This window comes from Burkholderia sp. HAN2018 (assembly GCF_024704855.1).
Classification (GTDB): Bacteria; Pseudomonadota; Gammaproteobacteria; order Burkholderiales; family Burkholderiaceae; genus Burkholderia; species Burkholderia cepacia.
In genome coordinates this window covers 1-12,835 of record NZ_QOBB01000202.1, presented here as the reverse complement: position 1 = coordinate 12,835, position 12,835 = coordinate 1, and the positions used below count along the sequence as shown (strand labels likewise).

At 68.3% G+C, this 12,835-nt stretch carries 10 protein-coding genes; 4 read left to right on the top strand and 6 right to left on the bottom strand.

Going from position 1 to position 12,835, the window contains the following annotated elements; all coding sequences use genetic code 11:
- The 3 genes from DPV74_RS32560 to DPV74_RS32550 all read left to right on the top strand — a co-directional run.
- Window positions 1-586 (top strand): SDR family NAD(P)-dependent oxidoreductase (locus DPV74_RS32560; RefSeq protein ID WP_119338678.1); only part of this gene is annotated, 586 nt, incomplete at its 5' end.
- A gap of 33 nt (window positions 587-619) precedes the next feature.
- A complete protein-coding gene (locus tag DPV74_RS32555) occupies window positions 620-1,864 on the top strand; it encodes an acyl-CoA dehydrogenase family protein (protein WP_119338677.1) in 1,245 nt (414 codons plus the stop codon).
- Window positions 1,865-1,940: 76 nt separating this feature from the next.
- Window positions 1,941-2,846, top strand: coding sequence for a LysR family transcriptional regulator (locus DPV74_RS32550; protein WP_027790054.1), 906 nt, complete (start codon window positions 1,941-1,943; stop codon window positions 2,844-2,846).
- A gap of 17 nt (window positions 2,847-2,863) precedes the next feature.
- Here DPV74_RS32550 and DPV74_RS32545 read toward each other — a convergent pair whose 3' ends face one another.
- The 4 genes from DPV74_RS32545 to DPV74_RS32530 all read right to left on the bottom strand — a co-directional run bounded on the left by DPV74_RS32545 (window position 2,864) and on the right by DPV74_RS32530 (window position 9,457).
- The gene (locus tag DPV74_RS32545; protein WP_119338676.1) at window positions 2,864-5,902 is read right to left on the bottom strand and encodes an FAD-binding and (Fe-S)-binding domain-containing protein; all 3,039 of its coding nucleotides are present in this window, start codon (window positions 5,900-5,902) and stop codon (window positions 2,864-2,866) included.
- A gap of 52 nt (window positions 5,903-5,954) precedes the next feature.
- Window positions 5,955-6,716: a 2-keto-4-pentenoate hydratase gene (locus DPV74_RS32540; RefSeq protein ID WP_119338675.1), complete on the bottom strand. Its 762-nt coding sequence runs from the start codon at window positions 6,714-6,716 to the stop codon at window positions 5,955-5,957.
- A 51-nt stretch (window positions 6,717-6,767) separates the two neighbouring features.
- Window positions 6,768-8,042: an MFS transporter gene (locus tag DPV74_RS32535; RefSeq protein WP_119338674.1), complete on the bottom strand. Its 1,275-nt coding sequence runs from the start codon at window positions 8,040-8,042 to the stop codon at window positions 6,768-6,770.
- Between the two features lie 194 nt (window positions 8,043-8,236).
- On the bottom strand, window positions 8,237-9,457 hold the full coding sequence (locus DPV74_RS32530; RefSeq protein ID WP_060083029.1) for an alanine--glyoxylate aminotransferase family protein: 1,221 nt from the start codon (window positions 9,455-9,457) through the stop codon (window positions 8,237-8,239).
- A gap of 183 nt (window positions 9,458-9,640) precedes the next feature.
- Between DPV74_RS32530 and DPV74_RS32525 the strand changes: the two genes are divergently transcribed.
- The gene (locus tag DPV74_RS32525) at window positions 9,641-10,345 is read left to right on the top strand and encodes a GntR family transcriptional regulator (RefSeq protein WP_049098499.1); all 705 of its coding nucleotides are present in this window, start codon (window positions 9,641-9,643) and stop codon (window positions 10,343-10,345) included.
- 50 nt (window positions 10,346-10,395) lie between these two features.
- On the opposite strand, the gene DPV74_RS32520 is transcribed toward DPV74_RS32525, so the two are convergent.
- Together DPV74_RS32520 and DPV74_RS32515 are read right to left on the bottom strand one after the other, a co-directional pair.
- Window positions 10,396-11,418, bottom strand: coding sequence for an AraC family transcriptional regulator (locus DPV74_RS32520; protein ID WP_027790048.1), 1,023 nt, complete (start codon window positions 11,416-11,418; stop codon window positions 10,396-10,398).
- Window positions 11,419-11,518: 100 nt separating this feature from the next.
- Window positions 11,519-12,715 carry a porin gene (locus DPV74_RS32515; RefSeq protein WP_119338673.1) on the bottom strand — a complete coding sequence of 399 codons (1,197 nt, stop codon included), beginning with the start codon at window positions 12,713-12,715 and terminating at the stop codon, window positions 11,519-11,521.
- Between the last annotated feature and the right edge of the window lie 120 nt (window positions 12,716-12,835).

The window sequence follows — 12,835 nt, the reverse complement described above, 5'->3', positions numbered from 1 at the left end:
CGTGATCGCGCGGCGCTGCGACGTGCGTGCCGAAGCGGACGTCGCCGCGCTGGTGCATGCGGCGGCCGAGCGTTTCGGCCGGCTCGACGTGGGCATCAACAATGCGGGCATCGCGCCGCCGATGAAGGCGCTGATCGACACCGACGAAGCCGATCTCGACCTGAGCTTCGCGGTGAACGCGAAGGGCGTGTTCTTCGGGATGAAGCACCAGATCCGCCAGATGCTCGCGCAGCGCGAAGGCGTGATCCTGAACGTCGCGTCGATGGCCGGGCTCGGCGGCGCGCCGAAGCTGGCCGCCTACGCGGCGTCGAAGCATGCGGTGGTCGGGCTCACGAAGACGGCGGCCATCGAATACGCGCGCCACGGCATTCGCGTGAATGCGGTGTGCCCGTTCTACAGCACGACGCCGATGGTCACCGACAGCGATATCGGCGACCGCCAGGATTTTCTCGCGCAGGGCTCGCCGATGAAGCGGCTCGGCCGGCCCGAGGAAATCGTCGCGACGATGCTGACGCTGTGCGCGAAGGAAAACACTTATCTGACCGGGCAGGCCGTCGCCGTCGACGGCGGTGTCTCGGCCTTCTGACGGAACCGAACGAACGGAATCGAGGAGTCGATCATGGACTTTGGCTACACCCCGAAAGTGGAAGAACTGCGCAGCCGCGTGCGCGCATTCATGGATGCGCACATCGTGCCGCGCATCCGCCAGTGGAACGAGGAAGTGCACGCGGGCCAGTATCCCGTGTCGTTCATGGAGGAACTGAAGGAGCGCGCGAAGGCGGAAGGGCTGTGGAACCTGTTCCTGCCGCACCTGAAGGACGACGAGCCCGGCACGGGCCTGACGAACCTCGAATACGCACCGCTCGCCGAGATCATGGGGCGCGTGGGCTGGGCGTCGGAAGTGTTCAACTGCAACGCGCCGGACACCGGCAACATGGAGCTGCTGCACATGTTCGCGACGCCCGGGCAGCGCGAGCAGTGGCTGAAGCCGCTGCTGCGCGGCGAGATCCGTTCGGCGTTCGCGATGACGGAGCCCGATGTCGCATCGTCGGATGCGACGAACATCACGACGCGCATCGAGCGCGTGGGCGACGAGTACGTGATCAACGGCCGCAAGTGGTTCATCACGAACGCCGCGCATCCGAACTGCAAGATCTTCATCGTGATGGGCAAGACCGATCCCGAGGCCGAGTCGCACCGGCAGCAGAGCATGATTCTCGTGCCGCGCGACACGCCGGGCGTGACGGTCGTGCGCAACATCACGGTGGTCAATCACTACGCGCCGGAAGGGCATTGCGAGATCACGTTCGACAACGTGCGCGTGCCGGCGAGCAACCTGCTCGGCGAGGAAGGCAGCGGCTTCGCGCTCGCGCAGGCCCGCCTCGGGCCGGGCCGCATCCACCACTGCATGCGGTCGATCGGCGCGGCCGAGCTCGCGCTGGAGCTGATGGTCGACCGCGCGCAGTCGCGCGTCGCGTTCGGCAAGCCGCTGAACCGGCACGGCACGGTCGGCGAATGGATCGCGCGCTCGCGCATCGAGATCGAGCAGGCGCGCCTGCTCGTGCTGAAGGCCGCGTGGATGATCGACAAGGTCGGCGCGAAGGCCGCGCGCAAGGAAATCGCGATGATCAAGGCGCTGGTGCCGACCGTGTACGCGAACGTCTGCGACCGCGCGATGCAGGTGTTCGGCGCGGCGGGGTTGAGCCCCGATACGCCGCTCGCCGACCTCTGGACCTGGGGCCGCGCGCTGCGCTTCGCCGACGGCCCGGACGAGGTGCACCTGCAGGCGATCGCGCGGATGGAAATCAAGGACGGCGAGCCGGGTTCGACGGCGCCGTACCTGACGCCGCCGCTGCGCGCCTGAGCGTCGCGCCGGGATGCGCAGGGCCGTGGACGAGCGGGTGGCGCACGCCGTAAGATGCCGGCAAGGAGATCCGGCGATGCGCCTTTCGAAGATTGACCTGAACCTGTTCGTCGTATTCGACGCGATCTACACCAAGCGCAACCTGACGCGCGCGGCCGAGGTGCTGAATCTCACGCAGCCGGCCGTCAGCAACGCGCTGGCGCGCCTGCGCAAGACCCTGAACGATCCGCTGTTCGTCAGCACGCCGGCCGGGATGATGCCGACGCCGCTGGCCGAGAACATCGTCGGCCGTGTGCGCGAGGCGATGCAGCTGCTCGATTCGAGCGCGCACGAAGGCGACGTGTTCGATCCGGCGTCGTCGACGCGCGTGTTCCGGATGAGCATGAGCGACCTGACCGAAGCGCTGCTGCTGCCCGCGCTCGGCGAACTGCTGCAGAAGCATGCGCCCGGCATGCACGTGCGCAGCTACACGATGGATCGCCGTGAAGTCGCGACCGCGCTCGCGAACGGCTCCGTCGACATCGCGATCGACGCGCCGCTGATCGGCGATCCGCACCTGCATCAGGCGCTGCTCGTGCGCGACCGCTATGCGTGCATGATCCGCGACGATCACCCGTTCAAGGGCGACACGCTCACCATGGACGACTACCTGTCGATGGGGCACATCCACGTGTCGAGCCGCCGCAAGGGCAGCGGGCACGTCGACGCGGAGCTGACGCGCCTCGGGTTGCGCCGCACCATCCAGATGCGCGTGCAGCACTACATGGTCGCGCCGCTGATCGCGATGCGCGGCGACCTGGCGCTGACGGCTCCGCTGCGGCTGCTGCAGCGTTATCCGGCGCGGATTCTCGAACTGCCGTTCGAGATGCCGGCGCTCGAATACTTCTGCTACTGGCATCGCAGCGCGGATCAGGATCAGGGCAGCCGGTGGCTGCGCGAGCAACTGGTGACGCTGATGGGCGGGATCGGCGAACCGCGGTGATGCGCACGCGGCGGCGGTCAGCTTCGCAATGCCCGCGCCAGCACTTTCGCCACATGCACGGCCTGCGCTTGCGCGCCGTCCTGAATCTGATGCCGGCAACTCGTGCCGTCTGCGACGACGATCGCGCCTTCCGCCCGCGCACGCACGGCCGGCAGCAGCGACAGTTCGGCCATGGCCTGCGATGCGGCGTAATGCTCGGCTTCATAGCCGAAGCTGCCGGCCATCCCGCAGCACGACGATTCGACCGGCGATACCTTGAGCCCCGGAATCCAGCGCAGCACCGTCTGCACCGGCGTGAACGCGCCGAACGCCTTCTGATGGCAGTGGCCGTGCACGAGCGCTTCGTTCGCATCGATCGCGTGCAGCGGCAGCGACAACCGGCCGGCCTCGTGTTCGCGTACGAGAAACTCCTCGAACAGGAACGCGTGGCTCGCGAGCCGTGTGGCTTCGTCGCCATAACCGTAGGCAAGAAACTCGTCGCGCATCGACAGCAGGCACGAAGGCTCCAGCCCGACGATTGCGACACCGCGTTCGAGGTACGGCCGCAGCGCATCGAGCGTGCGACTGGCCTCGGACTTCGCTTCGTCGACGAGCCCGGCCGCGAGGAACGTGCGCCCGCAGCACAGTGGTCGCGCGCCTGCGCGCACGTTGAAATGCACGGTGTAGCCGGCCGCTTCGAGCACGGCCTGCGCGGCGCGTGCGTTGTCCGGTTCCTGGTAGTTGCTGAACGTATCGACGAACAGCAGCACTTCGCGGGTGGCCGAGCCGGTTTGCGAGGGCGTTGATGCACCCGCCCCCGCCCCCGTATCCGCCAGAAACGGCCGCGCGAACCCGGGCAGCGCACGCTGCGGCGCGAGGCCGATCCATCGCTTGATCGACGACGCGACGACCGGCACGCGATCGACGAACGCGATCGCGCCGCGCATGCGCGCGGCCCACGGCGCATAACGCGGCAGATACGCGACGAGCCGTTCACGCAGCGTCGTGCCGTGCTTGCGGTTCCACGCGTGCCGCGCCTCGATCTTGAAGCGCGCCATGTCGACGCCCGTCGGACAGTCGCGTTTGCAGCCCTTGCACGACACGCACAGGTCGAGCGCGGCCTTCACGTCGTCGCCGGCGAGGCCGTCGGCGCCGAGCTGGCCCGTCACCGCGAGCCGCAGCGTGTTCGCACGGCCGCGCGTCACGTGCTGTTCGTCGCGCGTCACGCGGTAGCTCGGGCACATCGTGCCCGCGTCGAACTTGCGGCAGTGGCCGTTGTTGTTGCACATCTCGACGGCCGACGCGAGCCCGTGCGTGATGTCGGTGCCCGAGCCGGGGGCGGTTTCTTCGCCGGTCAGCGGATTGCGCGTGACGTTCCAGGCCGACCAGTCGAGCGCGGGCCGCAGCGGCAGCGCCGCATAGCCGGGCGCGAAACGGAAATGCTCGCGCGCATCCATCTTCGGCGGATTGACGATCTTGTCCGGGTTGAAGCGGTTGTCGGGATCGAACAGCTTCTTGATCTCCGCGAACGCCGCATTCAGGCGCGGGCCGTACTGCCACGCGACCCATTCGCCGCGGCACAGCCCGTCGCCGTGTTCACCCGAATACGCGCCCTTGTACTCGCGCACGAGTGCCGCCGCCTCTTCGGCGATCTCGCGCATGCGCGTCGCGCCGTCGCGCCGCATGTCGAGGATCGGCCGCACGTGCAGCGTGCCGACGCTCGCATGCGCGTACCACGTGCCTTCGGTCTCATGCTTGTGGAACACGTCGGTCAGGCGGCGCGTGTATTCGGCGAGGTGTTCGAGCGGCACCGCGCAATCCTCGATGAACGACACCGGCTTGCCGTCGCCCTTCATGCTCATCATGATGTTCAGCCCGGCCTTGCGCACCTCCCACAGCGCCTTCTGCGCGCCGGCGTCGGTCATCTTCACGACGCTGCCGGGCAGGCCGAGATCGGCCATCAGTTCGGCGAGCCGGTCGAGCTGCGCGTGTTGCGCGTCGCGCGATTCGCCCGCGAACTCGACGAGCAGGATCGCCTGCGGCCGGCCGACCAGCGCCTGTTCGATCACGGGCCGGAACGCCGGGTTCTCCATCGACAGGTCGATCATCGTGCGATCGACCAGCTCGACGGCCACCGGCTTCAGCTTCACGATGTGCTGCGCGGTGTCCATCGCCTGGTAGAAGGTCGGGAAGTTCACGACGCCGAGCGTCTTGTGCGCGGGCAGCGGCGCGAGCTTCAGCGTGATCTGCCGGCTGTAGGCGAGCGTGCCTTCCGAGCCGACGAGCAGGTGCGCGAGATTCGCGTGACCGTCGTCTGTGTAAGCGCGCGGGTTCTGGCAGTCGAACAGGTCGAGGTTGTAGCCGGCCACGCGGCGCAGCACCTTCGGCACGCGCTCGACGATCTCGTCGCGCTCGCGCTTCGCGATGCGTTCGACACCGTGCAGCAGCTCGAGCGTGCGGCGATCGGTGACGGGCTGTGCGAGCGAGCCGAACCGGCATTCGCTGCCGTCGGCGAGGATCGCGTCGATCGCGAGCACGTTGTGCACCATGTTGCCGTACTCGATCGAGCGCGACCCGCACGAGTTGTTGCCGGCCATCCCGCCGATCGTGCATTGCGCAGCCGTCGACACGTCGACCGGAAACCACAGCCCGTGCGGTTTCAGCCACGCGTTCAGGTGGTCGAGCACGATGCCGGGCTCGACGGTGACGGTGCGTGCCTGCGCATCGAATGCGACGATCCGGTTCAGCCATTTGCTGTTGTCGACGACGAGCGCCTCGCCGACCGTCTGCCCGCACTGGCTGGTGCCGGCACCGCGCGCGAGCACGGGAATCTTGCGGTCGCGTGCGATGTCGAGCGCGATCCGCAGGTCGTCCTGGTCGCGCGGCACGACCACGCCGAGCGGCATGATCTGGTAGATCGACGCGTCGGTCGCATAACGACCGCGGCTCGCGCGATCGGCGTGGACGTCGCCGCGCATTTCGCGCCGCAGCCGCTCGAACAGCGGCGACAGCGCGGCGCCTTGCGACGGCACGAGATGGACGGGGCGAACCAGCGAAGGCGAGACGGCGGATGTCATGGCGGCGGTCGGTATCGGGTGGGAACGGATCGGGCGAGGATCGGGTGAGGGATCAGGCAAGCGTGACGCTGACGGGCGGCAGCCCCGCGATGCGGCCGACGGCCGTGCCCGCGGCCTGCGGAAAATGCATGCCCGTGTACGAGCCGGTCGTGACGACGGTGCCGGCCGGCAGCGCGATGCCGCGCCGCGACGCGTGATTCACGAGCCACGGCAGCAGGCGGCGCGGGTCGCCGGCCGGGTTGGTGCCAGGTGCGGTGCCGGCGATGTCGTGCCCGTCGAACGTGAACGCCGGGGCCGGCGCGGCGAACGGGAAATCGGCGCGATAGCCGGTCATCTCGCCCAGCACGAGCGCACCGTGGTTCTGCAGGTCGGCGAGCTGGGCGGCAGGCGCGACGTCCGGCCATTCGCGGAAGCGGCTCGCGACGATCTCGATCGCGGCGCCCATCTGCGCGATACCGTCGAACACTTCGTCGTCGGCATAGGCGGGCGCATGCGGCGCGAAGTCGCGGCCGAAGCGGAACGCGATCTCCAGTTCGAGGCCGAGCGGCCGGAACGCGCCGCGCGGCAGCGTGACGCCGCTCGCATGGCGGCAGTCGTCCGGCAGCGGTGCGCCCTGGATCGGCCCGTCGGGCCGTTTCGCGCCGACCTTCCACGCGCCGATCGCGGCACGGCGCTCGGCGAGCAGTTGCGCCTGCACCGCATAGGCGGCGTCGGCATCGGCGGGGACGAGGGCCGAAGGCAGCGCGGCGAACGCGATGCCGTGTTGCCAGCCGGCGGCGAGCCGGACGGCGAGGTCGTGGGTAGCTTGGGTCATCGTTGCAGTCGGGGAAAAGGCGGGCGCCGCGGGCGGCAGCGCCCGTCGGCATCAGGCCGGCGAGCGATTGGCGGCCGGTTGTTCGGCGGGTGCGCCGGCGAAGCGGCTTTCCGGCTGCATGCGGAACGCGAGCAGCACGCCCACCCCCATCAGCACCATGCTGCCGATGAACGGCAGCTCCCAGCTGCCGAAGCGGTCGATCACGAAGCCGGAGATCACGGGCGACAGGATCGCCGCGAGCGCGGAGCCGGAATTCATCATCCCGCTCGCGGTGCCCGAGTATTCCGGCGCGATGTCCATCGGCACGGCCCACATCGGGCCGATCGTCATTTCGGCGAAGAAGAAGCCGGCCGCGAGGCACGCCATCGACACGTACAGGTGATGCGTGAACAGCAGCGGCAACAGCGACAGCAGCGTGAGCAGCATGCAGATCGACACCATCCAGCTGCGTGCGCGCTTGAGGCTGCCGGTGCGCGCGAGGATGCGGTCGGTGACGATCCCGCCGAGCGTGTCGCCGATCACGCCCGCGAAGAACACCGCCGACGCGAACACCGCCGATTTCTTCAGGTCGAGGTCGTAGCTGTGCAGGAAATACTGCGGAATCCAGCTCAGGAACAGCCACAGCGTCCAGCCGTAGCAGAAATACACGATCGTGACGGGCATCATCCGGCGGAACAACGGGCCCCAGGGCACGGCGGCGGGTTTCGGCTTCGGTTGCGGCAGCGCGTCGAGTTCGGCCTGCGTGATGCGCGGGTGGTCCTTCGGGTGTTCGGTATAGACGAGCGCCCACACCGCGACCCACACGATGCTGATCACGCCGCAGATATAGAACGATTCGCGCCACCCGTACATGGCCATCACCGCGACGACGGCGGCCGGCGCGACCGCGTTGCCGACGCGCGAGAACGCATGCGTGATGCCCTGCGCGAAGCCGCGTTTCTCGCGCGGCACCCAGCGCGACATCGCCGACGTGGCCGCCGGGAACGTCGCGCCTTCGCCGAGCCCGAGCAGCAGGCGCGCGGCGAGCAGCGACGCGAGGCCGCCGGCCATCCCGGTGAGCAGCGTCGCGACGGCCCACAGCAGCCCGCAGGCGAGCAGCGTGCGGCGCGCGCCGAAGCGGTCGCTGACCCAGCCGCCGATGATCTGGAATACGAGATACGGATACGCGAACGCGGAGAACACGAGGCCGATCTCCGTCCTGTTCAGCCCGAATTCCTTGCCGAACCCGGCAGCGGCCGTGCTCACGTTCACGCGATCGAGGTACGTGATGAAGTACATCACGCACAGCATCACCAGCACGATGCCGGTCGCTCGGAACAGCTTCATGTTTCGTCTCCTGGATGTTGTCTGGCTTGCTGCCCGTGCCGGCGTCGAGGCCGGCATCGAGATGGGTCGTGCCGATGAAGCGGGGCGGGCGCCGGCAGCGGCCGGTGCGTGTCGCGACGACCGCGCGGCCGCCCGTGAAGCGGAAAGGGCGCGTCAGGCGGCGTGCGGGAAACGTGCGCGCCGCCCGCCGGCGCTCATGCCGCCGCGCGCAGCGCGGGGGCGTGCGTGTTCGATGCGAGGGTGTCCATCGCCGCGACGACGCCGCTCGCGGCAACCGGCACGCCGGCGAGCTTCAGCCCCATCTCGCAGCCGGCGAGCGTGGCCATCAGCGTGAGGTCGTTGCAGTCGCCGAGATGGCCGATGCGGAACATCTTGCCGCGCATCTTGCCGAGCGCCTGCCCAAGCGACATGTCGAAGCGTTCGTAGATCAGCTTGCGCACGGCGTCCGCGTCGACGCCGTCGGGCATCATCACGCCGGTCAGCACGGGGCTGTAGACGGCCGGGTCCGCGCACTGAATCTCGAGGCCCCACGCGCGCACCGCGCGGCGCGTGGCTTCCGCGAGCCGCTGGTGGCGCGCGAACACCGCGTCGAGCCCTTCGCCGAGGATCATGTCGAGCGCTTCGGCGAGCCCGTACAGCAGGTTGGTGTTCGGCGTGTACGGCCAGTAGCCGTTCCTGTTCGCCTCGATGATCTCGTGCCAGCCCCAGAACGCGCGCGGCAGCGTCGCGTGCCCGCTCGCCGCGAGCGCCTTCGGCGACACCGCGTTGAAGCTGATGCCGGGCGGCAGCATCAGCCCTTTCTGCGAACCCGACACTGTCACGTCGACGCCCCATTCGTCATGGCGGTAGTCGGCGGACGCGAGCCCCGAGATCGTGTCGACCATCAGCAGCGCCGGGTGGCCGGCCGCGTCGATCGCGCGGCGCACGGCCGCGATGTCGGAGGTGACGCCGGTGGAGGTTTCGTTGTGCACCACGCACACCGCCTTGATGGCGTGCGTGGTATCGGCGCGCAGGCGCGCCTCGATCATGTCGGGCTGCACGCCGCGGCGCCAGCCTTCGATGCCCGGCAGCCCGAGGAATTCGGGCTTCAGGCCGAGCGCGTCGGCCATCTTCTTCCACAGCGTCGCGAAGTGGCCGGTCTCGTACATCAGCACGGTGTCGCCGGCGCTCAGTGTGTTGGTCAGCGCGGCCTCCCATGCGCCGGTACCCGACGCCGGATAGATGATCACCGGCTGCGTGGTCTTGAAGATCTTCCTGATGCCGGCGAGCACCTTGAGGCCGAGCGCGCCGAATTCGGGGCCACGGTGGTCGATGGTCGGATAGCTCATCGCCCGCAGGATGCGGTCGGGCACCGGGCTCGGCCCCGGAATCTGCAGGAAATGGCGGCCGGACGGATGAAAGTCGAGTTGCAGCATGGTTGTTCTGTCTCCTTGGTTGCATTTTGAATTTTGCATGCAAAATACTTTAGCAGAGCGATCGCGGCAAACCCAAGGACTGATTTCGCCGAAAATGCCGGTGTTTACCCGGCGTTGGCGGGGAGATATTCGGGTCGGGCGAGTTGAAGTAGAATCGCGTGAAGCAAGAAGGAAGGATTTTGCATGCAAGATTTGAATGATCTGGAGCAGGCCGGCGGCGCGCCGGCACTGCCGAAACTGGAGCGGCAGCGGCTGCACGACACGGTCGTCGAGCACCTGCGCAAATTCATCGTCGAAGGCGTGCTTGCGCCGGGCATGCGGCTGAACGAGCGCGAGCTGTGCGAGACGCTCGGCATCTCGCGCACGCCGCTGCGCGAGGCATTCAAGGTGCTGGCGGCCGAGGGGCTGCTGGTGCTGTCGCCGAATCGCGGCGCGAGCGTGTACCGGATGAGCGAATCGGAGATCCGCGAGACGTTCGAGCTGATGTCGGGGCTGGAGGCGTTTTCAGGCGAGCTGGCCTGCGAGCGCATCACGCAAGCGGAGCTCGCGGAGATCAAGGCGCTGCATTACTCGATGCTCGCGTGCCGGCTGCAGAACGACCTGCCCGGCTACTACAGCCGCAACCAGGAAATCCACGACCGCATCAACGAGGCCGCGCGCAACTCGGCGCTGCGCGCCACGTACCAGTCGATCAATCGCCGGATCATGTCGATGCGGTTCCGTTCGAACCAGCACGTCGAGAAATGGGATCGCGCGGTGCACGATCACGAGGAGATGATCAAGGCGCTGGAGGCGCGCGACGGCAAGGCGCTCGCGGCGATCCTGCGGCGGCATCTGCTGGAGAAGCGCGACGCGGTGTTGTTGCAGCAGGGAGCCGTGGACGCGTAGTCGTACGTCGCACGCGAACGGTCATCGCGTCGTGCGGGCAGGCCGCGCCGCTACATCGCCGCCCGCTGCCCCTCTCTCGGCCCGTGCCCCGTCCACCGCTTGAACGCACGGCGGAAGTTGTGCGCGTCGCTGAACCCGACTTCGTGTGCAACATCCTCGATCGACAGCCGCGGATTGCTCAGCAGCGTGAACGCGCGCTTGCGGCGGATCGTGTCGATCACCGTCTGGTACGACACGCCCTGGTCGGCGAGCCGCCGTCGCAGGGTGCGCTCGCTCATGCACAGCTGCGCGGCGATCTCGGCGAGCGACGGCGCATGCCGCAGGTCGCGCCGCATGATCCGTTCGATCGATTCGAGAAATTCGGTGCCTTCGGGTTCGGGCGGCAGCGCGTCCTGCAGGAATTCGAGCACCTGGCGATGCGCGAGCGGATCGTGGGTCGCGATCGGGCGGTTGCCGAGCGCGGCGTCGCACGAAAACAGGTTCTGCTCCTGTTCGAACCGCACCGGGCACGGGAACACGCGGGCGTATTGCTCCGCATAGGCCGGCGGCGGGTAGCTGAGATCGACGACCTTCGGCTGGAACGCGGGGCCGACGAGCGAGCGCCCGATCTTCATGAAGCTGCCGAACGCCTCCTCGACGAGGAACGCCTCGATGTCGGGCTCGAGGAAGACGTTGGTGGCGCGAACCGACAGCGTGCGCGCATCCGACATCACGTCGAAGCGCATCAGCGGCCCCGTGTGGCGCTGCAGCCCGATACCGGTCACGATCGCGTCCTTCAGCGTCGGGCTCGTCAGCATCGCATAGCCGACCAGCCCGATCGACGCGATCGTCTCGCTCGTGCCGAGTTCGAGGCCGAGCGCCCGCCCCGGCGCCATCTCGAGCGCGCGGCGGATCATCGTGCTCGCCTGGCGCAATGAAATCCGGCACGACGGATTCGACAGGTCGGCGACGTCGAAGCCGAGCCCGAGGCACAGCCGCGTGGGGTCGATGCCCAGTTCCTTGCTTGTCTCCGCGAGGCACCGCAACAGATGGACCGGCAGATTCGCCGTCGTATAACGGTCGGTATCGTCCATGGATGCTCCGTATTTTTTTCCATGGATTGTACTCGTCCCGCCCGGCCGGAGACCCGGCGCCGCCCCGGCCGCGATCGCCCACATCCCGCGCGGCCCCGCTTCAGAAGTAGTGACGCAGGCCGACCGTCGCACCGAGCTGCGTGGTGCTGGTGCTCGGCGCCTGGCCGTTCACGCCGACCAGCTGCGCGCCGACCAGCCCGCCGCGGTAGATCGCGTAGTCGACTTCCGCATAGAGCATGCTGCGCTTCGACAGGCTGTAGCCGGCGATCACCTGGAACTGCCGCGCACGGCCGTCGAAATCCGCCGTATAACCGGACTGCTGCGTCCACCACGCGTTGACGGCCGCCGTGAACGCCGACGTGAAGCGGTAGGTCAGCCCCGCGAGCGCCATCTTGCGGCGGCGGAACCCGCCGGGCACGGTCGGGTCGACGACCTGCGCGGGCGAGATGATCCCGAGCCCCGCCAGATCGGTCGGGCTGAACGGGCCGTTCTCGAACGACGTGAAGTCGTTGTCGCGTGCGTTCTCGATGTAGCCGGCGTTGACGGTCGCGTTGCCGATGGTCACCGAGCCGCCGCCCGTGTAGATGTCGAATTTCCCGTGCGTGACGTCGTCCCAGCTGCGCATGAACGATGCGCCGACCGTGAGCGGTCCCTTGTCCGGCGCATACGCGGCGGCCGCGCCGAGCTGGCCGCCGCGCACGCCGCCGCCCGCGTGGCCGCCCGGCGCATATTGCGCGAGCAGGTAGAAGCTGCCGAGCTGCGCGCCGTACTGGATCATGTTGCTGGTGCGCGCGCCCGCGAGCATCGTCTGCTCCGGCTTGAACAGGTTGAAGTACGGGTCCTGCGGTCCGGCCCACAGGTTCGAGCCGAAGGTCAGCGACGCCATCTCGAACGGCACGTTGTACTGGCGCCCGAGCGAGAGCTGGCCGAGCGACGTCGACGTCAGCCCCACGTACGCGACCTGGAAGAAATTCGGCGAGCCGGCCGGCACGATGGCGCCGCTGTTGGGGCCGAAGTGGCTTTCGACGTTGAACTGCGCGGACAGCCCGCCGCCCAGATCCTCGTTGCCCTTGAGCCCCCAGTAGCTTTCCGTCAGACCGCCCCCGTCGGCCATCGAGATCTTGCGGCCCGTCGACACCGGCGTGCCGTCGGCGCCGTACGACACGCCGTGCGTTTCGTAGCGGATGCCCGCATCGATCACGCCGTACAGCGTCACGTTGCCTTGCGCGTGCGCACCGGTACCGGCCAGGACCATCATCGCGCAGCACGCGGCGCGAACGCTATCGTGACGATTCATTCTTCTGGACTCCGCATCGAACTGGGGACGGACGGCTCGTGCCGTCGGGAACGACTGTAGAAAGCCAAATTTGCGCGGGCCAAGGCCGCGGCGGCCATTCTCGTGGTGCGTCGCGGCCAC